The sequence below is a fragment of the Amycolatopsis sp. NPDC102389 genome, assembly GCF_044765885.1.
In the GTDB taxonomy this organism is placed as follows: Bacteria; Actinomycetota; Actinomycetes; order Mycobacteriales; family Pseudonocardiaceae; genus Amycolatopsis.
Genome location: NZ_JBIWKX010000026.1, coordinates 84,228 through 107,945 on the forward strand (window position 1 = coordinate 84,228; position 23,718 = coordinate 107,945).

25 protein-coding genes are annotated in these 23,718 nt (G+C 68.6%); 14 read left to right on the forward strand and 11 right to left on the reverse strand.

The annotated features are described in order from the left end of the window. Positions 1-168 precede the first annotated feature (168 nt). Both ACIRGA_RS22300 and ACIRGA_RS22305 read left to right on the forward strand, forming a co-directional pair. The gene (locus ACIRGA_RS22300) at positions 169-978 is read left to right on the forward strand and encodes an SDR family NAD(P)-dependent oxidoreductase (protein WP_400943946.1); all 810 of its coding nucleotides are present in this window, start codon (positions 169-171) and stop codon (positions 976-978) included. A gap of 76 nt (positions 979-1,054) precedes the next feature. After that, positions 1,055-2,995 (forward strand): NPCBM/NEW2 domain-containing protein, encoded by a 1,941-nt coding sequence (locus ACIRGA_RS22305; protein WP_400943949.1) that lies wholly within the window; start codon positions 1,055-1,057, stop codon positions 2,993-2,995. A 199-nt stretch (positions 2,996-3,194) separates the two neighbouring features. Here the strand turns inward: ACIRGA_RS22305 and ACIRGA_RS22310 are convergent, their stop codons facing one another. Continuing rightward, the gene (locus tag ACIRGA_RS22310; RefSeq protein ID WP_400943952.1) at positions 3,195-4,169 is read right to left on the reverse strand and encodes a GlxA family transcriptional regulator; all 975 of its coding nucleotides are present in this window, start codon (positions 4,167-4,169) and stop codon (positions 3,195-3,197) included. 72 nt (positions 4,170-4,241) lie between these two features. On the opposite strand from ACIRGA_RS22310, the gene ACIRGA_RS22315 reads away from it, so the two are divergent. After that, positions 4,242-5,057, forward strand: a complete 816-nt coding sequence (locus ACIRGA_RS22315) for a dienelactone hydrolase family protein (protein WP_400943955.1) — start codon at positions 4,242-4,244, stop codon at positions 5,055-5,057. A gap of 46 nt (positions 5,058-5,103) precedes the next feature. Beyond that, positions 5,104-5,604: a GNAT family N-acetyltransferase gene (locus ACIRGA_RS22320; RefSeq protein ID WP_400943958.1), complete on the forward strand. Its 501-nt coding sequence runs from the start codon at positions 5,104-5,106 to the stop codon at positions 5,602-5,604. A 10-nt stretch (positions 5,605-5,614) separates the two neighbouring features. Here the strand turns inward: ACIRGA_RS22320 and ACIRGA_RS22325 are convergent, their stop codons facing one another. Beyond that, complete coding sequence (locus ACIRGA_RS22325) at positions 5,615-6,394, reverse strand: endonuclease I family protein (protein ID WP_400943961.1); 780 nt, start codon at positions 6,392-6,394, stop codon at positions 5,615-5,617. 175 nt (positions 6,395-6,569) lie between these two features. Between ACIRGA_RS22325 and ACIRGA_RS22330 the strand changes: the two genes are divergently transcribed. Together ACIRGA_RS22330 and ACIRGA_RS22335 are read left to right on the forward strand one after the other, a co-directional pair. After that, complete coding sequence (locus ACIRGA_RS22330) at positions 6,570-7,010, forward strand: PPOX class F420-dependent oxidoreductase (protein ID WP_400943964.1); 441 nt, start codon at positions 6,570-6,572, stop codon at positions 7,008-7,010. A 171-nt stretch (positions 7,011-7,181) separates the two neighbouring features. Beyond that, the gene (locus tag ACIRGA_RS22335; RefSeq protein WP_400943967.1) at positions 7,182-7,532 is read left to right on the forward strand and encodes a hypothetical protein; all 351 of its coding nucleotides are present in this window, start codon (positions 7,182-7,184) and stop codon (positions 7,530-7,532) included. A gap of 2 nt (positions 7,533-7,534) precedes the next feature. Here the strand turns inward: ACIRGA_RS22335 and ACIRGA_RS22340 are convergent, their stop codons facing one another. Both ACIRGA_RS22340 and ACIRGA_RS22345 read right to left on the reverse strand, forming a co-directional pair. Continuing rightward, positions 7,535-8,710, reverse strand: coding sequence for an FAD-dependent monooxygenase (locus ACIRGA_RS22340; RefSeq protein ID WP_400943970.1), 1,176 nt, complete (start codon positions 8,708-8,710; stop codon positions 7,535-7,537). Positions 8,711-8,727: 17 nt separating this feature from the next. After that, positions 8,728-10,209, reverse strand: a complete 1,482-nt coding sequence (locus tag ACIRGA_RS22345) for an MFS transporter (protein WP_400943972.1) — start codon at positions 10,207-10,209, stop codon at positions 8,728-8,730. 52 nt (positions 10,210-10,261) lie between these two features. On the opposite strand from ACIRGA_RS22345, the gene ACIRGA_RS22350 reads away from it, so the two are divergent. Further along, positions 10,262-10,891 carry a TetR/AcrR family transcriptional regulator gene (locus ACIRGA_RS22350; RefSeq protein WP_400943975.1) on the forward strand — a complete coding sequence of 210 codons (630 nt, stop codon included), beginning with the start codon at positions 10,262-10,264 and terminating at the stop codon, positions 10,889-10,891. 114 nt (positions 10,892-11,005) lie between these two features. After that, positions 11,006-11,902 carry an alpha/beta fold hydrolase gene (locus tag ACIRGA_RS22355; protein WP_400943978.1) on the forward strand — a complete coding sequence of 299 codons (897 nt, stop codon included), beginning with the start codon at positions 11,006-11,008 and terminating at the stop codon, positions 11,900-11,902. Between the two features lie 3 nt (positions 11,903-11,905). On the opposite strand, the gene ACIRGA_RS22360 is transcribed toward ACIRGA_RS22355, so the two are convergent. After that, on the reverse strand, positions 11,906-12,568 hold the full coding sequence (locus ACIRGA_RS22360) for a response regulator (protein ID WP_400943981.1): 663 nt from the start codon (positions 12,566-12,568) through the stop codon (positions 11,906-11,908). Beyond that, entirely contained in the window at positions 12,565-13,680 is a 1,116-nt protein-coding gene (locus ACIRGA_RS22365) for a sensor histidine kinase (RefSeq protein ID WP_400943984.1), read from the reverse strand. The genes ACIRGA_RS22360 and ACIRGA_RS22365 overlap by 4 nt, the downstream gene beginning before the upstream one ends. A 74-nt stretch (positions 13,681-13,754) precedes the next feature. On the opposite strand from ACIRGA_RS22365, the gene ACIRGA_RS22370 reads away from it, so the two are divergent. From ACIRGA_RS22370 to ACIRGA_RS22385, 4 genes are all read left to right on the forward strand, one after another. Further along, the gene (locus tag ACIRGA_RS22370; RefSeq protein WP_400943987.1) at positions 13,755-14,342 is read left to right on the forward strand and encodes a Chromate resistance protein ChrB; all 588 of its coding nucleotides are present in this window, start codon (positions 13,755-13,757) and stop codon (positions 14,340-14,342) included. Beyond that, positions 14,339-14,761: a YkvA family protein gene (locus ACIRGA_RS22375; RefSeq protein WP_400943989.1), complete on the forward strand. Its 423-nt coding sequence runs from the start codon at positions 14,339-14,341 to the stop codon at positions 14,759-14,761. The genes ACIRGA_RS22370 and ACIRGA_RS22375 overlap by 4 nt, the downstream gene beginning before the upstream one ends. Positions 14,762-14,886: 125 nt before the next feature. Next, positions 14,887-17,196: a PQQ-dependent sugar dehydrogenase gene (locus ACIRGA_RS22380; protein WP_400943992.1), complete on the forward strand. Its 2,310-nt coding sequence runs from the start codon at positions 14,887-14,889 to the stop codon at positions 17,194-17,196. Between the two features lie 213 nt (positions 17,197-17,409). Beyond that, positions 17,410-17,988 carry a hypothetical protein gene (locus tag ACIRGA_RS22385; RefSeq protein WP_400943995.1) on the forward strand — a complete coding sequence of 193 codons (579 nt, stop codon included), beginning with the start codon at positions 17,410-17,412 and terminating at the stop codon, positions 17,986-17,988. Positions 17,989-17,990: 2 nt separating this feature from the next. Here the strand turns inward: ACIRGA_RS22385 and ACIRGA_RS22390 are convergent, their stop codons facing one another. The 3 genes from ACIRGA_RS22390 to ACIRGA_RS22400 all read right to left on the reverse strand — a co-directional run bounded on the left by ACIRGA_RS22390 (position 17,991) and on the right by ACIRGA_RS22400 (position 20,022). After that, positions 17,991-18,425 carry a VOC family protein gene (locus ACIRGA_RS22390; protein ID WP_400943998.1) on the reverse strand — a complete coding sequence of 145 codons (435 nt, stop codon included), beginning with the start codon at positions 18,423-18,425 and terminating at the stop codon, positions 17,991-17,993. After that, entirely contained in the window at positions 18,425-19,411 is a 987-nt protein-coding gene (locus tag ACIRGA_RS22395; RefSeq protein WP_400944001.1) for an aldo/keto reductase, read from the reverse strand. Before ACIRGA_RS22395 ends, ACIRGA_RS22390 begins: the two co-directional genes overlap by 1 nt. A gap of 62 nt (positions 19,412-19,473) precedes the next feature. Next, positions 19,474-20,022, reverse strand: coding sequence for a cysteine hydrolase family protein (locus ACIRGA_RS22400; RefSeq protein ID WP_400944004.1), 549 nt, complete (start codon positions 20,020-20,022; stop codon positions 19,474-19,476). A 61-nt stretch (positions 20,023-20,083) separates the two neighbouring features. Here ACIRGA_RS22400 and ACIRGA_RS22405 point away from each other — a divergent pair, with 61 nt between their 5' ends. Next, positions 20,084-21,928, forward strand: coding sequence for a glycoside hydrolase family 5 protein (locus ACIRGA_RS22405; protein ID WP_400944007.1), 1,845 nt, complete (start codon positions 20,084-20,086; stop codon positions 21,926-21,928). A 6-nt stretch (positions 21,929-21,934) separates the two neighbouring features. Here the strand turns inward: ACIRGA_RS22405 and ACIRGA_RS22410 are convergent, their stop codons facing one another. Together ACIRGA_RS22410 and ACIRGA_RS22415 are read right to left on the reverse strand one after the other, a co-directional pair. Further along, positions 21,935-22,357, reverse strand: a complete 423-nt coding sequence (locus ACIRGA_RS22410) for a VOC family protein (protein ID WP_400944010.1) — start codon at positions 22,355-22,357, stop codon at positions 21,935-21,937. Then, entirely contained in the window at positions 22,350-22,922 is a 573-nt protein-coding gene (locus tag ACIRGA_RS22415) for a PadR family transcriptional regulator (RefSeq protein ID WP_400944013.1), read from the reverse strand. Before ACIRGA_RS22415 ends, ACIRGA_RS22410 begins: the two co-directional genes overlap by 8 nt. 122 nt (positions 22,923-23,044) lie before the next feature. Here ACIRGA_RS22415 and ACIRGA_RS22420 point away from each other — a divergent pair, with 122 nt between their 5' ends. Continuing rightward, a complete protein-coding gene (locus ACIRGA_RS22420) occupies positions 23,045-23,428 on the forward strand; it encodes a nuclear transport factor 2 family protein (RefSeq protein ID WP_400944016.1) in 384 nt (127 codons plus the stop codon). Positions 23,429-23,718 lie beyond the last annotated feature (290 nt).

Below are 23,718 nucleotides of genomic sequence, written 5' to 3' on the forward strand. Positions count from 1 at the left end.
CCCCTAGAGCGCCGCTGAAGCGCCCCTACAAGACCTCTCCTCCACCCCTCTACCAGCGCTTTTACCGCCGGTAACCCCTAGACCCACCGGCAGGCGAACCATTTCTTCACCTCGCCACTTGTGACAGGATCGCCTCTAAAGTCTTCGCGCCGATCCAGGGGAGAAATCATGCGGGAATTGCAAGGAAGAATTGCCGCCGTCACCGGCGCGGCGAGCGGCATCGGGCGGGCGCTGGCCGTCGAGTTCGCGGCACAGGGGATGCACGTGGCGATCGCCGACGTCGACACCGCCGGTCTCGCCGGCACCGCCGACGCGGTGCGCGCCCACGGCGGGCGGGCGCTGGCCGTGCCCACCGACGTCCGTGACGCCGCGGCCGTGGAGCGGTTCGCCGAAGCGGTGGTGACCGAATTCGGCGCGGTGCACGTGGTCTGCAACAACGCGGGCGTCTCGCGGATGGGGCTCTCCTGGGAGATCCCGCTCGAGGACTGGGAGTGGGTGCTCGACGTCGCGTTCTGGGGCGTGGTGCACGGGGTCCGCTCCTTCGTGCCCCGGCTGCTCGCGCACGGAGAGCCCGGCCACCTGGTCAACACCTCCTCGGTCGGCGGCCTGGCCCAGGTGCCCTACATCGCCCCCTACACGGCGGCCAAGCACGCTGTCGTCGGGCTGACGAGGTCACTCCGGGCCGAGCTCACCGGCACCCCGGTCGGTGTGAGCCTGCTGTGCCCCGGCCCGGTGGTGAGCAACATGGATCCGAACACCCCGCGGCCGGGTGAGGTCGAGCAGCTGGCGGACGGCCCGGCCGCACTGGCGCGGCACGCGCGCGAAGCGCATCCCCAAGGCATGCCCGCCGAACACGTGGCACGGATGACCGTCACGGCCGTCCGAGAGGAACAGTTCTACGTGCTGCCCAACCTCGCCGACTTCCTCCCCGCGTTGGAAAGCGACTTCAAAGCGCAGCTTTCCGCCCCCACGCGCTAGGGCAAAACCGCTCTTGACCCGGGTCGCGCGGCGAGACGATGCTGGGAGTCTTGTCTGTTTTTCCGGAGGGGAACAAATGCGACGACTCTTCGTGCTTCTCTGCGCCCTTTTCCTGACCGCGACGGCCATCCCCGCGTGGGCCGATACGCCGCCCGAACCGGTTCCGGGCGAAAGACCCCCGCTGGGGATCACCTGGGCGACCGGGCATCCCTACTGCGTCTACCAGTACAGCGAGAACGCCGTGAAGGCCGCGGCTGACCAGCTGGTCACCTCGGGGCTGCGTGACGCCGGGTACGAATACGTCATGCTCGGCGACTGCTGGCAGGCGGCTCAGCGCGACGCCGACGGCAAGCTCACCGCCCGCGCCAGTTTCCCGTCGGGCATCCCGGCGCTGGTGGACTACGTGCACTCGCGCGGGCTCAAGATCGGTTTCTACAGCGGCACGGGAGCGACGACCTGCAGCGGCCAGGCGGCGGGCTCGCTCGACCACGAAGACCTCGACGCCCAGACCTTCGCCGCCTGGGGCGCGGACTATCTGCGTTACGACACCTGTCACAGCGTCAACGGCGACGCGCCCGCGCGGGTCAAGAAGATGGCGGACGCGATCAAACGCACCGGCCGTCCGATCACCCTCGAAGTCGACGATTACGACCGCGACCAGAAGCAGTGGCTGTGGGCACGGGCGGCGGGCGCACAGGTTTGGCGCACCTACAAGAACTCGACCTTCAACTTCGGTTACTCGGCGGGCAGTCTCGACAAGCAGTACGGGCTCGACGGCCTCCAAGGCCCGGGTGGCTGGAACATGCCGGGGCCGTTCACCTTCAGCTACCTCGACACCGCTGAGCGCCAGGCCAAACTCGGGTTGTGGGCGGTGCTCAACGCACCGCTGGTCGCCGATATGGCGCTGGCGGCCGACACCACGCTCCCGGCCGCCGAGATGAACAATCCCGACATCATCGCCGTCCAGCAGGACTGGGCGGGCGTCGGCGGGCACAAGGTCCGCGACACGGGCTGGACCGAGGTGTGGACGAAACCGATGTCCGACGGCTCGGCCGTCTTGGTGCTGTTCAACCGCGGCGAATTGGCCGCGCCGATCACCACCTCCGTGGCCGACGCCGGACTTCCCGCCTCGTCGGGCTACCGCGTGCGCGATCTGTGGACCGGCGACGAGACTGTGACGACCGGCGCACTCGGCGGCACCGTCGGGCGGCACGCCGCCACCGTGCTGCGGGTGTGGCCCGCGAACGTGACCGCCGCGCCGCGGACGTCGCTGACCGTCGAACTGCCCGACTCCGTGCCGCCGTCCCAGCCGGTGACCACCACGGTCAAGTTCACCAACGCCGGCACGACGCCGATCACCGGCGCTCACCTGAACTTGACCGCGCCCGCGCAGTGGCAGTTCGACGGCCCCGCCGAGGCGACCACCGAGACCGTCGAACCGGGTGACACCTGGGAAACCGCGGTGACGCTGCATCCGGTTTCGACCGCCACCGAGCCGTTCAAGATGCCGGCCACGGTGACGTACACGACCGCGCAGGGCCCGCGGACCGCGACCGCGTCGGCCGAGTCGCCGCTCATGCTCGCGCCGAACCCGCCGTACACCAGCGGGTCGCTCAACACCCTCCGGTGGATCTCGACGGAGAACGGCCTCGGCCCGGTCGAGCGGGACAGCACCGACAACGGCCACCCGTTCACGATCAACGGCAAGGTCGACACGCGTGGCGGGTTCGGCGCGCACGCGCCGTCGGTCGTGCGGTACTACCTCGGCGGCAAATGCAAGCAGTTCACCGCGACCGTCGGGATCGACGACCGCGGGCCGAACGGGACGGTCGGGTTCCGCGTGCTCGGCGACGGCGTCGAACTGGAGGCCACGGGGAACATGCGGCACGGGGATGCCACGCAGCATCTCGTCGTGCCGTTGACGGGCGTGCAGGTACTCGCGCTTGCCGTGGACGACGCGAGCGACGGCTCCGCCGGGGACTGGGGAGACTGGCTGTCTCCGTACATCAGCTGCTGACAGCCTCGTTCCGTGAAGGCCTCCTTGAGGGACTCTGGGACCCTCAAGGAGGCCTTCATTTCCTTACCCACCCCAGAGTCGCGGCACCACCCGGCGCCGAGACCATCCGGTGCGCCCAATGTGGCATCGGAGACGCCCAGAGTCCCCAATGCCACATTGGGGACACTGGTCCGCCGAGACGAGTCCCTCAAGGAGTCCTTCACGGAACGTCGGCCGGTGAACGCCGGAAGGCCGCGCGATAGTCCCTGGGGCGCTGTCCCGTGTGCTTCGCGAAAAGAGCGGCGAAAGTCCCGGGGTCCCGGTAACCGACGGCGGCACAGATTCCGGCGACCGTGCGGTCCGTCGTCTCCAGGAGGTGGCGGGCGCGCCGGACACGGGAGGAATGCAGGTATTCGAGCGGGCTTTGCCCGGCCTCCTCCGCGAACCGTCGCAGCATCGTCCGGGTGCTGACGTTGAACCGTCCGGACAGGGCGGCGAGGTCGTATCGAACGGTCAGATTCTGGTCGAGCCAGCGCATCACCGGGCGGGCGAATCCGTTGCCCGGCCGCGGAAGGAGCCGCGTGTCGACGTACGGGGTCTGCGAGGAGCGCGCGTCGTCGACGAGCGCCACCCGCGCCGTTCTCCGTGCCACTTCGGCACCGCTGTGTTCCCGGATCAGCCCGAGCGCGAAGTCGTACATGGCGCTGAAAGCGGCCGTCGTCGTCACTCCCCTGTCCGTGACCACGAGATGCTCAGGCCGGACTCGGGCTTCAGGACGACGTCGAGCCAGTTCGTCGGCGAAGAGCCACGAGGTGGTGGCACTGCGATGGTCGAGGAGCCCGGCCTCGGCGAGCAGGAACGCGCCGACGCAGATCGAGACGACGACGTTGCCCGCGGCCGCGTGGGACCGGATCGACTCGACCTCTCCCGCGAGGCTCGCGATCGTCGCGTCGATGTTCTGACCGAGGAGGTACTCGAATCCCGGCACGACGAGGACGTCGACCTCCCGCAGCGGCGAGACCGTCAAGGTGACACCGCCCGACGCGACGACTCGGCGGCGCGGCGAGACGACGGAAACCTCGTACCCGGCATGGTCCGGACCGGCGACGTGCGTGGCCATGGTGAGCAGGTCAGGGACGCCGAACACTTCGGACGCGAAACAGCCCGGGTACGCCAGGACACCGATTCGAAGCACGTGGCGAGATTACCCCGATATCCGGCGATCCGGCCCGTTCCCTCGGCGCCCGCACTGGTCGAAGCTGCTGCCATGCGCGAAAACCGGGACGATGCGATCACCGATTTCTCCCACCGCCCGCTGGGGGTGGACGGCGTGACGAAGACGGTTCACGTCGCGGGTTCCGGACCCGGCGTGGTGCTGATGCCGGAAATGCCCGGCATCAGTCCTGACGTCCTCCGGTTCGCGCGGTGGGTGCGAGACGCCGGGTTCACCGTCTACGTCCCCTCGCTCTTCGGGATCGACGGGGCCTATCCCACCGCCGAAGCCGGCGCGGAAGTGGTCCGCCGCGCTTGCGTCAGCGCCGAATTCCGGGCGTTCGCCGGGGGCGGCACGAGTCCCGTCACGCACTGGCTGCGGGGGCTCGCGCGGATCGCCCACGCGGAGTGCGGCGGCCCCGGAGTCGGCGCGATCGGCCTGTGCTTCACCGGCAACTTCGCCCTCACCATGGCACTCGAACCCGCCGTCATCGCCCCCGTGGTCAACCACCCGTCACTGCCGCTGGACGACCCCGGCGTGCTCGAACTCGGCGACGAGGACGCGGCCGAGCTCCGTGACCGGATCTCGCGCGACGGCCTGAAGGTGCTCGCCTACCGCTTCGAGGGCGACCGCTGGTGCACGGGACAGCGCTTCGCCGCCTACCAGGCCCTGCTCGGTGACGCCTTCGACGGCCGTGTCCTGCCGGACGACGCCGCGAACACCGCCCCGCCACCGTTCTTCCGTGACGTGGTCGGCACCCCGCACAGCGTCGTCACCGCCCACCTCGTCGACGCCGAAGGTCATCCCACACTGCGGGCCAAGGACGAGATCCTCGCCTTCCTCACCGAGCGGCTGACGGCGATTCCTTGATAGAACGAAAGATCATCTCCGTCCATGACCCCGAGAGGAGAACGACATGCGCGAACCGCGGCGAGCCGACGTCTCCGACCACGGCCCGATCGTCGACCGGGTCCAGCGGTGGTGGGGCGACTCCCGCACTCCCGCCCAGGCCCGCGAACTCTCCCTGCTGCTCCCCAAGCTGTTCCTTCAGTTCTTCGCCAGCACGAGCCTGGTCCTGGAAGACGAAGGCGGGATCAGGGCGTTCCTCGTCGGTTTCCACGCCCCCGACAACGACTTCGAGGCGTACATCCACTTCGTCGGCGTGGACCCGGAACTCCGCGGGCAGGGGACGGCGCGTCACCTGTACACGACCTTCTTCCAGCGCGCCGCCGAGGCGGGCCGCACGGAAGTCCGCGCGGTCACCTCGCCGGGGAACACCGGGTCCATCGCCTTTCACCGTGCCATGAGATTCACGCTCGAGCCCGGCGACCGGACGGTCGACGGTCTTCCCGTGCACGGCGACTACGACGGCCCCGGTCAGGACCGGGTGTGCTTCCTGAAGAAGATCGCCCGCTGACCCGGAATCGCTAGCCGTAGATGGAAGCTGCCCATTCAGGGTGGTCGATGAACGGGTTGCGGTTGTGCTGGAACTGGTCGTAGATGACCTGGTTACGGCGCTGCTCGGTGGCGTCGGGCGGGTCCTGGGTGTTCCAGGTCAGCAGCACCGAGAGCCGGCCGATGTTCGGTTTGGAGCCGTTGTCGACGGCGTCGTTGGGTTCGAGATCGGGGAAACCGTCTGTACCGTCGTAGCGGACGGCCATGTACAGGATCATGCGGGCCACGTCGCCCTTGACCGCGTCCCGCGGCTCGAACGAGTCGTCGTCGGTCAGGCTCCCGGGCGCCTCTTCGACCGGGGAGCCACCGGCGTCGAAGTCCTTGTTCCCGCGGGTGCTGTTGACGGAAGCGTCCTCCGCGCGCAGGTGGTGCAAGTCGGTACCGGGACCGACGGCCGTGCCGAAATCGCCGTGCGACTTGGCCCAGACGTGTTCCCGGTTCCAGTCGTCGACTCCCCCGCCGTTGGCGGTCTTCGCCTGCGAGCGACCGCTGTAGAGCAGCACGACGTTCGCCTTGTTGGCCGGATCCTCGTCGGTGGCCCTGATCCCGTCCCACACCTGTTCGTAGGTCAGTTTGGTGTTGGTACTGATGATCTTGTGCAACGCGGCCTTGAGTTCGGGGCCGGTCTTGCCCAGCGCGTCCTGGTAGTAGTCGTCACCGGACACCGGTCCCGCGAGAGCCGGTGGCGCGAAGGCGATCCCCAAAGCGGCACCGAGCGCGAGGACGGCTCGGATACGGCGGGCTGGCTGCATGGACAGTTCCTCTCCCCAGAGGCGCCGGCCCGGGTAGTCGTCCGGTCGACCACGACCCCGGCAACGCACTAGTCATCTAGTTGGAAAAATACTGTCATGGCTGTCAATAGTCCTCAGTGACATCCGCGGCCGGGCACGCGACAATCATCCTGATCGTGACTCAGGGGAGGGCCGCGTGGCCGAGTTGAGCGAGCAGATCCGGGGCTGGGTCCTGGCGCCGAACTTCTGGCACCTGGCCACGGTTAACGAGGACGGTTCACCTCAGGTCTCCCCCATGTGGATCGACGTCGAAGGCGACCACATCGTGTTCAACACCGCCGTCGGCCGGGTGAAGGAGGAGAACCTGCGCCGCGATCCTCGTGTGTCGCTGTCCTGCCTGGACACGGACGATCCCTACGACCGGGTCGTGATCCACGGCCGGGCCGTCGAGTTCGTCGAAGGCGACGAGGCGGATCGCTGCATGGACCGGTTGGCGAAGAAGTACGTCGGCACCGACCGGTTCGAATGGCGGATCCCGGGAGAACGACGGGTGAAGGTACTCGTCGAACCGACCCGCGTCCGGCATGTCGTCGGCGTCGAGCCTTTCCGGCGCGGACGTCTCGGCCCCGAGAGGTAGGGCACCGACGGCAGGTTGCGAACGCGGACGGATATCGGTTCGAGACCACGGCGACGCAACCGGAGCACCGGACCGCTACGTCCTCGCCGCATGAGATGGATAGCAGTGTGTCTCCTCCTGCTCATGGCGGGTTGCGGGGCGGGGACCGGCCAAGCGCGGCTGGAGGCGTTTGTGAAACTCGGCTCGGCCGCCGGCCTGGCAGGTGTGAAGCCCGCGGAACTGAGAACGGCCGACGCCGAGGAGCTCCAGCGAGCCCTGGAGCGCGCCAAGATCTCGAAGCCGGACGACGTCCGTGCCGCTATGTCGTTCGCACCACCGGCCGATCGGCGCGGTTTCGCCTTCGTCGTGCCCGGTTGCGCCGAGGACGGCGCCGAACTGGCCGTCGGGCAAGGCACGCTGACCGCGGATCTCACCGGCGGTGAGAACGTCAATTGCGCTACGGCGAACTACTTCCTCGCCGTCTTCTCCGTCGACCGCGGCTCGATCCCGGCGGCACCGACATTGCTGCCGATGCCGCGCTAGGCCTACGCCGTCTCGTCGATCGGATCAGGCAGCACCAAGGCGGTGTGCGCCGGACGTCCGGTGTCCGGCGCCGAAGCGGTCAGACCTCGGAGCCGGCTGTCGCGTCGCGCCAGGGCTTCGGCGGTGACCGGGAAGAGCGCCGCCTCCCCCACTCCGACCTGCGCTTGGTTCAGTTCGACGAACTCCCGCGTTTCCCTTTCGTAGACGTCGAAAGCCCCGGTGGTCGCGAGTGACCTGGCGAGCATGTAGGCACCGACGAGAGCGAGGCTGGACCCCTGTCCGGTCAAGAACGACGGCGCGTACGCGGCGTCGCCCACCAAGCCGACCCGGCCCTGGGACCAGCGTGGCAGGTGGATCTGGCTGACGGTGTCGAAGAACAGGTCGCCAGCGTCGCGCAGAGCGCCGATCATGGCCGGGATTTCCCAGCCGTCACCGGCGAAAGTCGTGGCGATGAGATCACGTTGTGCTTGGAGATCGCGGACTACCTCGATCGGCGGTTCGGGGCGGGCGGCGACCAGGAACCCGTGGACGTTGTCGCTTCCCTTGACCGCGTAGAGCGCCGCCCCTCGGCCGGGCGCGTTCCAGATCACGCCTTCCCGCGAGAGGCCGAATTCGTTGGGCATGGTGAATCCGGCGAAGCAATATCCCAGGTACCGGTGATACTGGTGCTCCGGGCCGAAAACGAGCTCCCTGGTGCGCGAGTGCAGGCCGTCGGCTCCCACCACCAGATCGAACTCGCGCCGCGCTCCACTGCGGAAGATGACCTCGACGCCGTGCTCGTGTTCGGTGAGCGTTTCGATCGAGTCGTCGAAGACGTATTCGATGTCGTCGCGGGTGGCTCCATAAAGGATTTCCGCCAGATCACCGCGCCGCACTTCGACGTCGCTTCCTTCGACTCCGCCGGTCACCGTCTCCGGATGCAGCGAAGCCACGTCGCGGCCCTCGGTGTCGACGAAGGTCAGCGACCGCGTCTCGATATGCGCTTCCCGAAGCCGCGGCAGGATTCCCATCCGGCGGGCCACCTCCAGCGCCGTACCGCGGACGTCGATCGGATATCCGCCGCCGCGCAGCCCGCCCGCCTTTTCCACCACCGTCACGGAGAATCCGTACCGCTGGAGCCAGAACGCGACCGCCGGTCCCGCGATGCTCGCGCCCGAGACCAGAACCGTGCCTGTCATGTGTTTCCCCACTTCTCTCAGAGAGACGTCAGTGCTTGCGTTTCGTTGCTGGAGCGCGACTTTCGCACCAGCAGGACGACGAGGACCGCGGCCATCGCGAAGGCGACGGAAGCGATCGTGATGTAGCTGAACACGCCCGTACCCGAGTTCACCGTTTCGCCGCCGACGGACAGGGTGGTCGACTTGAGTACCGCGGCGCCCACGAAGTCCATGACCACCGAGCCGATCGCGACGACGACCATGACCAGGCTGGAGACGACGCCTTGCCGTTCGGCGGGCGCCAGGCCACCCGCGAGGTTGAAGCCGGAGGTGCCGAGCGCGCCGACCGTGAAACCCAGCAGGAAGGCGAAGAACACCGCGACGGGGAACTGCGAGACACCGGCGAACATCCCGATGGTTCCCACGGTTCCGAGCGCGATTCCGCCGGCCAGCGTCATCGCCGGTCCGACCCGGGTGGCGAGCACCCCGGCGACCGGGCCGCCGATCATGACCCCGACGCCAGGCGCCGCGAGCAGCAACGCCAGCGTTCCCTGGCCGGCCAGCCCGTATCCGAGGCCCTGCTCCGCCGAGACGTCGCTGACCAGGGGAATGAGCTGGAGCATGCTCTGGTACGAACCGGTTCCGAGTACGAGCACGAGCAACGTGAGCGCCAAGGGCGCCCCCATGTTCCGGACGTCGATCAGCGCATCGGGTTTCCGGCTCGAAACCAGGAACCATCTGGACAAGGCCGCGACGCCGCCGGCGAGCAGAACCAGCGGAACGAAGGCGAACCAGCCGAGCTCCGAGCCCAGGCTGATGTAGCCGAGCACGCCGGCCAGGCCACCGCCGAGGAGCAGCGCGCCTGAAACGTCGATCCGGCCCGGTGTCCTGACCACGGACTCGGGAATGACAGCGCGGACGCAGATCGCCATCGCGATCGCGACGACGGCCGACACGACGAACAAGATCTGGAAGCCGAACTCGACGGCCAGTTTCTCGGTGAGGAAACGGGAACCGATGTTGAGCACCGCGGACCCGGAGGTCACGATGCCCACCACGATCATCGCGATCCGGGGCGCGCAGAGCTCGCGGACGATCGCGACGGAAAGGAACAACGCGGCCACGGCCGCTCCTTGCAGCAGGCGCCCGGGCACGAAGACCCACAGATTCGGCGCCACCGCGCAGACGAGCGCGCCCGCGCAGCTGATCAGCAAGGTCAGCACGAGCACTTTGCGCTTGCCGTACACGTCGGCGCTCTTGCCGAGCAGCGGCGCCCACATCACGCCGGCCAGCATCGCGCCGGCGTTGAGCCACGCCGTCTGATCAGTGCCGAAGTGGTCGAGCATCTCCGGAAGGACGAGCAGCGGCGCGGTGATCGCCGTGTCGACCATGAAGTTGACGAGCACCAAGACCGCGACGAGGCCGACGAGCCGCCCGGTCCACCTGGTGTGCGCGCCGATCCTGCTCTCCTGCATGAAGAACTCCTTGTGCGGGATCCAGGGAGGCGGTTCGTCCGCCACAAAAACTACACTACACGGTGCAGTTTTCTACGGCTGAGAATACGATGAGAACATGGCGACCCCGAAAGCGACCGCGCGAACACCGGGCCGTCGGCTGCGGGCCGAGGCCAAGCAGGCGGCGATCCTCGACGCCGCCGAGGCGTTGTTCGTCTCGGACGGATACGAACTCACCAGCGTCGACGCGATCTCCGCTCGGGCCGGGGTGTCCAAACGCACCGTCTACGACCACTTCGGCGACAAGCAGACCCTCTTCCGCGGCGTTCTGGGCCGCGCCAACGACGCCGTCGTGGCGACCGTGCGCAAGGCGATCGACGAAGAGCTCACCGACGACCGCGATCTCCGCGACGCGTTGCTCGGCTTCGCGCAGCGGGTGACGACCGGGATGTTCCCGACGTCGGACTACGCGACGTTCCGGCGGCTGAGTTCCCAGGCTCCGGTGGCGCCGCGGCTGCCGGAGGCGGCCCGCGACCAACCGGAACGGATGATGGAGGAACGGTTCGCGCAGTTCGCGGCGGACGGCAAGCTCCGGCCGAACGACCCGCGACGCGCCATGCAGCACTTCGTCGCTCTGACCATGCGCCTGGTCCTCGACGTGACGGACGAGGACCGAACGGTGGGCAAGGCAGAGATCCTCGCGATCCTCAGCGACGGGGTGGACGTGTTCCTGCGCGCCTACCGCTGACGCGTCTTGTCACCCTTGAGAGCTACACGCAGGTGTCCTCCGCATGGTGACGATTCCCGGCCGCCGGATCCGTAGCGTGCCGGGTGAATCGTTCCCCTGTACCAGGAGTTCACCATGTCCCGTAAGGCATCCGCTCTGATCGCGCTGTGCTGCGCAGTGGCAGGCGTCGCGCTGTCGGCCTGCGACGAAGCCACAGAGGAGGACCTGGAGGCGCCCGTGAGCAGCGCCGCCGCGGAGAACCGGGCCGCGTTCACCGGAACACAGAAGATCAAGGTCGGCGAGCGCTCGGTGAACGTGTCGTGCGCGGGAAATCCCGTCGACGGGAAGCCGGTCGTCGTCCTGCTGCACGGCGGGGGTGACGACCTCGGGAAACTGAGCGCGCTCCAGAACACCCTTGCCGCGCAAGGCCGGGTCTGTTCCTACGATCGGCTCGGCGCGGGCGCCAGCGACCAGCCCGACGGGCCGCAGAGTTTCGAAAGCACCGGGAAGATCCTGACCGGCGTGCTCGACCAGGTCGCCGGTGGCAAGCCGGTCGTGCTGGCCGGGCATTCACTCGGCGGGCTGATCGCAGCCAGGTATTCCCCCGACCATCAGGACCGGGTCAAGGGCCTGGTGCTGATGGACGCCACCTCGCCGACCCAGGAAGCCGATCTGCGGCAGCAGATCCCGGATTCGGCCACCGGGATGGCGGCCGAACTGCGGGAGCAGACCTTGGCGGTGTTCGCGGGGCAGGGCCCGGAGAAACTGGTGGTCCACGACGCCGAGGTCCGCCCTGCCGGGGACATCCCGGTCGAGGTGATCCAGCACGGCAAGCAGTACCTCACGGCTGTCCCCCAGTACGGCGAGGGCCTCGAGAAGGCATGGTCGGAGGGACAGCGGAAGTGGCTCGCGCTGTCCGGCCGCAGCAATCTGAGCACCGCGGCGAACAGTGAGCACTACATCTACGTCGACCAGCCGGACCTCGCCGTCCGGGCGATCCAGCGCGTCGTGGACGAAGCCAAGTCCAAATAGGACTCAGGTGACGAGGCCGTTGCGGAAGGCGTAGATGACCGCCTGCACCCGGTCACGGAGCCCGAGTTTGGCGAGCATGCGCGAAACGAACGTCTTGACGGTCTCCTGGCTGATCATGAGGGTCGCGGCGATCTCGCTGTTCGAGCGGCCGTCCGCGATGAGCCGGAGGACCTCCAGTTCCCTTGGGGTCAGCGGGTTTTCGGCCGGGTCGTCGTCCTCGACGGGCCGGATCCGGGCGGCGTACCGGCCCACCAGCTGCCGGGTCACCTCGGGATCCAGCAGCGCGGCGCCGGCGGCCACCGTGCGGATCCCGTGCAGCAGCCGGTCGGGCGGGGTGTCCTTGAGCAGGAACCCGCTCGCACCGGCGCGCAGCGCCCGGTAGACGTACTCGTCGAGGTTGAACGTGGTCACCACCAGGACCTTGCCGGGGTCGGCCACGTCGGCGCCCGCCAGCAGCCGGGTGGCTTCGATGCCGTCGAGCACCGGCATCCGCACGTCCATCACCACGACGTCCGGGCGCAGGCGGGTCGCGAGCTCGACCGCGGTCCGCCCGTCGCCGCATTCGCCCGCCACCTCGAGGTCGGGCTGCGCGTCGATGATCGTCACCAGGCCGGTGCGCACCAGCATCTGGTCGTCGCAGACCAGCACCCGCGTCGGCGCGGTCACGACGGGTTCCCCGCGGGAATGCGGGCACGGACGGAAAACCCGCCGTCGCTTCGGCGGCCCGCGCTGAATTCGCCGTCCAGGACGCCGATCCGTTCGCGCAGCCCGGCGAGGCCCCGGCCGCCGCCGTCCGGGGATTCCGCGGTGGGCAAGGACTCGTCCGTGTCCACCGCGACGGTGATCTCCCCGTCCCCGTGGTGCACCAGTACCGAGGTGCGGCTGCCGCGCGCGTGTTTCAGCGCGTTGGTCAACGCCTCCTGCACGACGCGGTAAGCCACCGGGCCGGCGTCCCCCGCCGCGGGCTCACCCTGCTCGGAGAACTCCACCGGTTGCCCCGCCCGGCGCGTGCGCTCCACGAGGGTCGGGATCGCTTCGGCGCCGTGGCCGGGGTCGATCACGTCGAGCAGGTGACGCAGGTCGGCGATGGCCAGCCGTCCGGTGTCGGCGACGGCGGTCAAGCTCTGCTCGAGCCGCGCGTCGGTCAGGTACCGGGCCGCTTCGGCCTGCACGACCATCGCGGTGACGTGATGGGTCACGACGTCGTGGAGTTCGGCGGCGATGCGGACGCGTTCGGCCGTCCGGGTGTCTTCGGCGACGCGGCGGCGTCGTTCCGCCTCGGCGACCCGGTTGGACCGCAACGCCGTCCCGATCCCCCAAGCCAGCACCAGCGCGAGATAGAACGTCACGTAGCCGGTCACGGGCTCCGTTCCGCCGAGCGAAGCGAACGCGATCGCCGACGCGAGGAACACCGCGGTGAACACGATCGCCACCACGCGACGATGCCGCTCCAGCCGGAGGCCCACGGTCAGCAAGGCGATCGGCAGCGCCGTGCCGGCGAACGAGTGGTAACCCCCGAACTGGTCGATGGCGAAACCGAGCGACACCACGGTGAAACACGCGACCGGCCACCGGCTGCACACGACGAGCGGGACGCATTGCAGGGCGATCCCCACGACGGCCAAAGCGTCGTACGGGCGGTCCGGCAGCCCGCCGAACTGCGTTCCGTGGCTCTGCAACGCCGGAAGCAACGATCCCGCGAAGAGGGCCAAGGCGACCGGGAGGTACAAGACCGGGCCATACCGCCACTGCTTCGAGACCCACCGAAGGTTGACCACGAAGCGGATCTTATTCCGAATGGGTGAACCGTCCCCGAGTGGACCGGCCGATGTTACGGGCGTAACATCGGCGTGTGACTGGCGAACCCCGCGAACAGGACTGGCTGGTGATCAGCGTGTCCACCGCCGGCGCGCCGGACTCGCTGCGGGTTCAGGTCTGGCGCAAACTCCGCTCCCTCGGCGCGCTCTACCTGCAGCAATCGGTGTGCCTGCTGCCCGCGCGGCCGGAGGTGGTGCGGGAGATACGCCGGCTGATCGACCGCGTCCGCCATCAGGGCGGGACGGCTCGCACACTGCCGATGGCGTTCACCGACCCGGCCGAGGAGCAGGCGGTGATCGCCGAAATGAACGCGGCCCGCGACGCCGAATACGCCGAAGTCCTCGAGCGGCTTCCCGCGCTGCGCCAGGAACTCGCGGACGAGCAGGCCCGCGGCAACGCCACCTACGCGGAAGTCGAAGAATCCGAAGCCGACCTGCACCGGTTCCACAGCTGGCTGAACAAGATCGCCGCCCGCGACTATTTCGCCGCTCCGGGCGGCCAGGAGGCGCGCGACGCCGTCGAGCAGGCGGCGGGCGAACTCGCCGCCTTCGAGGAAGCCGCTCTGCGCGCCGAAGCCCCCGACCACGCCACACCTCGACTCCGGGCGGTGAAAACGCGATGACCGGGTCGTTCTGGTGGGATCTGCTGCTCGGCCTCGCCGGTGCGCTGCTCGTGGCCTGGCTCGTGCTCGTCGTGACGCTCGTTCTCGCCCGGCCGCGGGGCGGGCTGCTCCGGGAAGCGCTGCGGCTGCTGCCCGACGTGCTGCGGCTCATCCGCCGTCTGGCCGCCGACGAGACACTGCCCCGTGGCGTGCGGATCAGGCTCGCGCTGCTGCTGGTCTACCTCGCGCTGCCCTTCGATCTCGTCCCCGATTTCATCCCCGTTCTGGGCTATGCCGACGACGCCATCATCGTCACGCTCGTCCTGCGTGGCGTCGTCCGCCGCGCCGGGCTCGACGCCGTCCGCGCGCACTGGCCCGGCACGGACGACGGATTCGGCGCGCTCGCCCGCCTGACCGGATTTCCCGCCGCCACGGCCTGACCGCGGGAGCGGCCCGTTTGGCGAGTTGTGCGCATTTCCCGCAGACGCGTAACAACTTTCGGCCTTCTCACGGCATACCGAAGAGCTGTCTTGTTCTGTTCGGTCCCCGCCGCAGAGGAGTTCGCGTGCTGAGTTCTCGTCGTTTCCCGTTCCCCCGAAGATCACGACGCGCGCTGGCGGTGGGCGTGGTCGGCCCGCTGGTCGGCGCGCTCGCCGTCGGGCTCCTCACCACGACGCCCGCCGAAGCCGCGGTGCCCACCGGTTTCACCGACACGGTGGTGATCGGCGGGCTCAGCTCGCCGACCGCCACCGCGTTCGCACCGGACGGCCGGGTGTTCGTCGCCGAGAAGAGCGGCCTGGTCAAGGTCTTCGACTCACTCGCCGACCCGACGGCGACGGTGTTCGCCGATCTCCGTCCGCAGACACAGGACTTCTGGGACCGCGGCCTGCTCGGGCTCGCCGTCGACCCCGCTTTTCCCGCCAGGCCGTACGTCTACGTCTCGTACACCCTCGACGCGGAGCCCGGCGGTACCGCGCCGCGCTGGGGCGACACCTGTCCGACCCCGCCGGGCGCCACCGACAAGGGATGTGTCGTGACCGGCCGCGTCTCCCAGCTGACGATGGGCTCGGCGGGTACGGCCGTGAGCGAGAAACCGCTGGTCACGGGCTGGTGCCAGCAGTTCCCCAGCCATTCGATCGGCGCCCTCGCCTTCGGCCCGGACGGCGCGCTGTACGCGGGTGGCGGCGACGGCGCCAGCTTCAGCTTCGCCGACTACGGCCAGGTCGGGAACCCCTGCGCCGACCCGCCCTCGCCCGCCGGAACGAACCTCACGCCCCCGGCGGCCGAAGGCGGCGCGCTGCGTTCGCAGTCGCCGCGACGCGCCGCCGGACAACCGGTGCTGCTCAACGGCACCCTGCTGCGCATCGACCCGGACACCGGCGAAGGCGTCCCTGGCAACCCCTTCGCGAACAGCACCGACGCCAACGCCCGGCGCGTGATCGCCTACGGCGCGCGGAACCAGTTCCGGTTCGGCTTCCGGCCGGGCACGCGCGAGCTCTGGGCCGGCGACGTCGGCTGGGACACCTGGGAGGAGATCAACCGCGTCGCCGACGTCGGTGACGGCGTGGCGGAGAACTTCGGCTGGCCATGCTTCGAAGGCAACGCCAGGCAGGCCGGTTACGACGGCGCGAACCTCGACCGGTGCGAGTCCCTCTACTCCTCCGGCGGGCATTCCGCCCCGTACTTCGCCTACAACCACCGCTCCAAGGTGGTCGCGACCGATTCCTGCCCCACCGGAGGCTCTTCGATCAGCGGCATCGCGTTCGAATCCGGTGGCAACTACCCCGCCGAGTATTCCGGCGCGCTGTTCTTCGCCGACTCGTCCCGTGGCTGTATCTGGGCCATGCAAACCGTCGGCGGCCAGCCGAGCGCGAGCCGTCTCGTACCCTTCGTGAGCGGCGTCAACGTCCCCGTGCAGGTGCTCACCGGCCCGGGCGGCGACTTGTTCTACGTCGCGTTGGGCAGCGGCGAACTTCATCGCGTGAGTCATCCCGGCGGCACCAACCGGCCGCCGTCCGCGGTGGCCACGGCGAACCCGTCGAGCGGACCGGCACCGCTGACGGTGCGGTTCGACGGCACCGCGTCCACCGACCCGGACACCGGGGACACCCTGTCCTACGCCTGGGATCTCGACGCCGACGGCGCGTACGACGACTCGTCGGCCGCCGCCCCCACCTGGACCTACACCGCAGCGGCCGCCGTCGACGCCGGACTGCGGGTGACGGACTCCCACGGCGCGAGCGCGACCACGACGGTGCGGGTGACCATCGGGAATCCGGAGGGCCTCGACCCGGTGCCGGTCATCGACAGCCCAACGGGAACGCTGACCTGGTCGGTCGGCCAGACCGTGTCCTTCACCGGCCGCGCTGTCGACGCCCAGGACGGGCAGCTCCCGGCGTCGACGCTGTCGTGGCGGCTCGCGATCCGGCACTGCGCGACCAACGGCACCTGCCATACGCACAACGTCCAGGACTTCCCCGGCGTCGCGTCCGGCTCGTTCGTCGCGCCGGACCACGACTACCCGTCGTACCTGCAGCTGACCCTCACCGCGACCGACTCGACCGGCCGGACCGGCAGCAAGACCGTCGACCTCCAGCCGAAGACGGTGTCGCTGAACTTCGCCTCCAGCCCCAGCCAGGCGACGCTCACCGTCGGCGGCACGCAGCAACGCACGCCGTTCTCCCGGACGGTGATCGCCGGATCCACCAACTCGATCAGCGCGGACAGCCCGCAGAAGCTGCCGCCGCTCAACCTGAAGTACGCCTTCACCGGCTGGGCGCACGGCGGCGCGCGGACGCAGAACATCATCGCGCCCGGTACTTCCACGACCTACCAGGCGAACTACCGGCTCTGCTGGCTGTTGCAACCCTGCTGACGGCAACCGTATCCGATCAGGGCCGAAGGCTCCTTTCGTCGCATCAGACTCGGCGAAGGGAGCCTTCAGCCCGCCCGGCGGTCACCGCAACCGTCCATAATGGAGCCAACCAGGGCGTTTTCGCCAAGCCGTAAGATCCCCGAAAGGATCGGAACCCACTCCGGAAGAGCCTCGTCGGATCGCCAATTCAGATCCGCACGGAAGGTGAATCCGATGACCTATCCTGGCCTGCCCGATCAGCAGAACACCCGGCCGTCGACCGTCAAACCCGGCGTGGCCATCGGGATCCTGGTCGCGGTGATCGTACTGGTGGCCTTCTGCATCACCGGTTTCGCCGCGCCCGGTTTCCTGCTCCGCAAGGGCCCCGGGCTCTCGTTGCCCATTCCGTCCTCCAGCGCGACAACGACCTCCGCCCCCACGAGCACCACCGAAAGCCCGAGCAGCACCAGGGTCAGCCGGCCGAGGATCACCGTCACCAGGCGCCCGACTCCCCCGCCCGAGAAGGGCGTTCAGGTGATCACGGACTTCCTCGCCAAGATCGCCGGAAGCGACAAGCCGGCGGCGATCGCGTTGGCCTGCGAGGCGCAGAAGCGGTTCATGGACGACAAGATCGATTCCCTGCTTCCGCTGGGATCACGGGTTCAAGTGACCACTGCCAACGGGACGTCCAGGTTCGTCCTCGCCGACGTCGCCGGAGTCGTCAAAGGACGGTCGGCGAAGGGCCTCGTGATCTCGGATCGCATGGCGGACGGCGGTTTCTGCATCACGACCTTCAGCGTTCGCACCGCGTGAGGTCAGTCGAGACAGAACTCGTTGCCCTCGATGTCCTGCATCACGATGCACGACTCGTTCTCCTCGTCGGCGAGCAGGACACGCTGCTGCACCGCCCCGAGCGCCGTGAGGCGAGTGGATTCGGCTTGGAGTGCCGCGAGGCGCTCCTCGCCCACGAGCCCGGTACCGGCCCGCACACAGAGATGCACCCGGTTCTTGACGACCTTGCCTTCGGGGACACGCTGGAAGTACAGCCGCGGACCCACCCCGGTGGGGTCGCTGCAGACGAAGCCGGCGTCCTGCTTCTCGGGCGGCAGCGTGCGGTTGTAGTCGTCCCAGGTGGTGAACCCCTCCGGCGGCGAGGGCACGACGTAGCCCAGGATCTCGCACCAGAAACGGGCGAGGCGCTCGGGTTTCGCGCAATCGAACGTGACCTGGACCTGCTTGACCGACACCATCAGACCACCTTAATCGCTGACGAACGGATCAAGCCCGCGGCCCGCAGGTCGGCCCAGACCTGTGTGGGCACCTTCACGTCGAAGGACTCCAAATTGCTCCGGGCCTCTTCGGCGGACCGCATCCCCACCGCGATTCCGGCGACGGCCGGATGCTGCAGCGGGAAGGCCATGGCAGCCTGGGGAAGCGTCACGCCGTGTGCCTTGCACACGTCGGCGATCCGGTTCGCCCGCTCCACGACCTCCGGTGCGGCGGCCTCGTAGTCGAAGTACGCGCCCTCGGCCGGCCGCGGGACGGCGAGCAGCCCGGAGTTGAAGATCGACGCCGCGATCACCGAGACACCGCGTTCCTCGCACGCCGGAAGGAAGGTGTCGAGCGCGGTGTGGTCGAGCAGCGTGTGCCGCCCGGACTGCATGACGACGTCGACATCGGTCTCCCTGACCAGCGTGGTCAGCATGGCCGTGTCGTACATGCCGGCGCCGATCGCGCCGACGATCCCTTCCGACCGCAGCTCCGCGAGGGCCGGATAGCCATCGCGCAGCGCGTCGTCGAAGTACTCCTCGGCGTCGTGCAGATACAGCACGTCGATCCGGTCCAAGCCCATCCGCTCCAGCGAATCCTCGACACTGCGCCGGATCCCGTCACGGGTGAAGTCACGGACCCGGCGGTACGCCGCGGGGACGTGGAAACCCGCCGGATCCGGCTTCCCGTCCGGATCCTGGGGGATCAGCAGACGGCCGACCTTCGTCGACAGGACGTAGGAAGCACGCGGCCGCGAGCGCAGGAACTCGCCAATGCGGCGCTCGGAATGCCCGATCCCGTAGTGCGGAGACGTGTCGTAGTAACGGATCCCGCCGTCCCATGCCGCGGCCAGCGCCCCCGCCGCGGTGTCGTCGTCCAGTGGCGCGAACAGACCCCCGAGCGGTCCGCCGCCGAAACCCAGCCGCGTCACCTCGACGTCGGTGCGCCCGAGTCGCTTCGTCTCCATCCGTGGCCCCCCGATCAGTTCGCCGATCACCGTGCCACATCAGGACGCTTCGCTCGCGCGATTTATTCGCCGGGCCAGTCCGCGCACGTCACGACCTCGAAGCCCCGGCTCGGAAAGACCGAGTCCACGAAGAAGTCGTGCATCGCCTGGTCGCCGTCGGCGCACCCGTCGCGCAGCACGGTCACGTCGTAGCCGCGGTCCGCCGCGTCGTAGGCCGTCGCGGCCACCATCGCGCTGGTCGCGACTCCGGCGATCGCGACGGTGCCGACGCCCCGGGCGCGAAGCACCAGGTCGAGATCGGTGCCGGCGAACGCGCTGGCACGGCGTTTCAGCACGACCACGTCCTCGTCGGCGACCGGCAGCGCGATCTCGGTCCCGGCCGCACCCTCGTGGAAGGTGTCCGCCGCTTCGTGGAACGTCTTGAACAAAGCGTTCCCCGCGGGCAGGTCGGCCCCGTTGCCGCGGAGTGCGAAGTGGACGAACACGACGAGCACACCGGCCGCCCGCGCACGCGGCAACAGACTCTTGATCGGCGGCAGAACTGTTCCGGTGAACGGGTAATTCCCTGTGATGCCTCGCTGGAGGTCACCGATGATCAGCGCGGTGGTCATGCCGGCAAGTTACCCGATCGTCCGTATACAACCGGCCGCGCGAGTGGCTAGCCTCCGGCGGGTGAGGATCAAGAGTGTGCTGCTCGCCATCCTGGTGACCGCCGGAATCGTGACTCCCCCGGCCGCCGTCGCCGCGGCGGCGGACCCGTCGGGCTGGGTCGCGCCGCTCAGCACGCGCGGCCGCTACATCGTCGACGCGGCGGGCGATCGGTTCAAGCTGAAGGCCGCCAACTGGCACGGCGCGAGCGGCACGTGGACCGGGTCGGGCGACGTGAACGATCCTGCCGCGCACCATGCCGGTGAGATCGCCTACCAGACACCGCTGGGACTGGACCGGGCGTCGATCGACACCATCATCGACGGGTTCGCGGAACTCGGCCTGAACAGTGTCAGGCTGCCCTTCTCCAACGCGATGATCCACGACACCAAGCCGGTCCCCGACCTCTCGGCGAACCCGGAACTGCGCGGCCTGACCCCGTTGCAGGTCTACGATCGCGTCGTCACGCGGCTGACCGCACGCGGGTTCGCGGTGATACTCAACAACCACACCACGACCTCCCGCTGGTGTTGCGGTCTCGACGGCAACGAGCGCTGGAACACCGCCCAGACCGAGCAGCGGTGGCAGGACGACTGGCTGTTCATGGCCCGCCGCTACGCCGCGAACAAACGGGTCGTCGGCGCCGATCTGTACAACGAGGTCCGCCGGAACGTCTTCGACGATCCCAACTGGGGCTGGGGAAACGGCACGGACTGGCAACGCGCGAGCCAGCGGGTGGCCGACCGCATCCAGACCGAGGCCAATCCCGACCTGCTGCTCATCGTCGAGGGCATCAACTGGACCGGACTGCCCGTCGACGGCCTTCCCCACGGGAGGCCGACGCTGGAGCCGGCTCGCACACTCTCGCATACCCTCGTGGATTCCGGAAAACTGGTCTACGCCGCGCATTTCTACGGGTACACCGGTCCGAACCATTCCGGAGCGACCGGCACCGGCGAGACCCACGACCCGCGCTACCGTGACCTCTCGCCCCAGCAACTACGTGATGTCCTTCAGCGGCAAGCGTTCTTCGTCTCGGCGGAGACCGGCAAGCACTACACCGCCCCGCTCTGGATCAGCGAATTCGGCGAAGGCCGTCACACCACCGACGCGGCGAGCCGCGCCTGGTTCGAGAACTTCGTCGGCTATCTCGCCGAAACCGACACCGACTTCGCCTACTGGCCCGCCGTCGGTTTTCACGAAGGCGAGACGGGCAACGGATGGTCGTTGCTCTCCTGGGACGCCGCCGGCCGGCGCGTCGACGTGCTCGACGGCACGGACTGGCGTGGCCCGGCCTGGCGACGGCTGGTGGACGCGCCGTCTCGCTCGGGCCGGATCCCGGAGGCCGAGCGCTGGTCGATGCTGAACCTCGACTACGCCGATTTCCAGGCCTCTCGCGCGGTTCGCGCCATGGCGGACTGGAATCCGGGCGCACGCAAGGGTTCCTGCCCCGACGGTCAGCGGCTCAACGGTCTTTCCCATACCGGGAATCGCGGTCTGTGCACCGGCAGCATCGCCGCGCCGACGGGATACGCCGTGGTCCGCAATGAGTCCTATGTAGACACCGACTGGGCGTCCGGCTACACCAAGGTGCAATGCCCGCCGGATCACGCCGCGGTCGGCTACAGCGTCACCGGCGCGGCGTTCTCGGCGCTCTTGTGCGGCCGGTCCGCCACTCCCCTGGGCCGCACCGGCCGGACGGTCTGGTTCGACCGCGGTGACAACCGGCCGTCCGGGAGCCCCGGCGGCGACTTCGCGTCGGGCCACTACAAGGGCCAGTGCGCTCCGGGCGAATACGTCGCCGGTGTCGCCTATACCGGGCGTGTCGGCTCGAATCGCACTCCCGACGCGCTGCTCTGCCGCGCCTGAAAGCCTTCAGTCGACGAAGACGCAGAACGGATGGCCAGCCGGATCCGCGTAAACGCGCAAGGGTTCCACAGGATCTTCACCGCGGTCGTACCGGAGCCGCCCGCCGAGTTCGAGGACACGGGCGTGCTGCGTCTCGAGCTCCTCGACGGAGCCCACGGTCAGATCCAGGTGCAGCTGCTGGGGCACCGGTTCGGCGTCCGGCCAGCTCGCTTCTTCCAGCCGATCGACCTGCTGGAAGGCGAGTTGCGCCCCGCCCTCCGGGTTTCTCAGCACCAGCCAGTCCTTGTCCTCGGCGCCGGGCGGGGGTGCTTCGTCCCCAGGGCGGTAGTCCCAGACCAGCAGACGCCGGTAGAACTCCGCCAGCGCGCGGGCGTCGGTGCAATCCAGCACCACCTGACGGAACTTCGGACCCGTTTTCCGCTCAACCAAGCCGGTCACCTCCGGTGGCGCGGCGTTCGAGCACCGCGAGGACCTGCTCACACCAGCGAATGTTCTCCTGTTCGAAGACGATCCCACGGGCGAGGGTCAGATACGGCCCCACACGGGGCGAGGTGGCGAGGAACTCCGCCTCGGCGGAGTCGCCGAGCAACCGCTCCCGAAGGCGTTCGAACCGTTTGAGCTTCGTTTCGGCGGTGGCCATCCTGTCCGCGACGGCGCGCCGGATCCCCTTGTCGTCGCCTGCCTCGAGCGCCTGGACCTGCACCAGCAGTTCGTCGCGGATCGCGGTCGGCTTCGGCGCTCGCGTGGTGAAGCCGGCGAGTTCGGCCGCGCCCGCGTCGGTCAAGGAGAAGAGCCGCTTGTTGGGCCGCCGTTGCTGTTCGACGACCCGGGCCGCCACCAGGCCCTGCGATTCCATCTTGTCCAGCTCGCGATAGAGCTGCTGCGGTGTCGCGGTCCAGAAGTTGGCGACCGACGCGTTGAAACTCTTCGCCAGGTCATAGCCCGAGGACTCGCCGTCCAGGAGCGTCGCGAGGATCGCGTTCCGCAGCGCCATGGCGCAATGATAGACCCATGCGGATTAGTCGCAAAGTTGATTAGACACTTTGATGGACAGTGGCGCGGTGATCACCTACGCTCGCGGCATCTACTCAACAAGTTGACTATGAGGAGATCGCCATGCCCACGTTCCGTGAAGCAGTCGAAGCGAAGGACGCCGCCGCGATCGAGGCGTTGCTCGCCGACGACGTGGTCTTCACCAGCCCGGTGGCGTTCAAGCCCTACTCGGGGAAGGCGATCACGGCGGCGATCCTGCGCGGGGTCCTGCGGGTGTTCGAGGACTTCCGGTACGTCCGCGAGATCCACGACGGCGCGCACCACATGTACGAGTTCGAAGCGACCGTCGACGGGCTGGAGATCAACGGCTGCGACCTCCTGACCTTTGACGCCGACGGCAAGATCACCGACTTCAAGGTGATGGTCCGGCCACTGCGGGCGGCCGAAGCGCTCGCGGCGCGGATGGGTGCCCAGTTCGAGGCCATCAAGGCGGACGCGCTCGGCTGAGCGGGCCGGTTCGGAAGTACATGAAGGCCCCCTTCATGCGCTGGGAGCACAAGCAAAGAGTCCTTCGCCGCGAGGTGCGGACGCAGCACGGCCCGAGTGTCCATATAGGACAGATTCCGCCGACCGGATGTCCGTTTGATGCTCGTATGACCGGTTTTCCGTGGGGTCGTGAGTGGCAAGTGGGGCTAGAACCCCATGTGCTGTTTCAGGACCTCACGGACAGATGTGTTTCAGGACTTGTCGGACAGTTTGGTGTTGAGTGGTTGGTAGCGTACTGCTCGGTTGAGGGT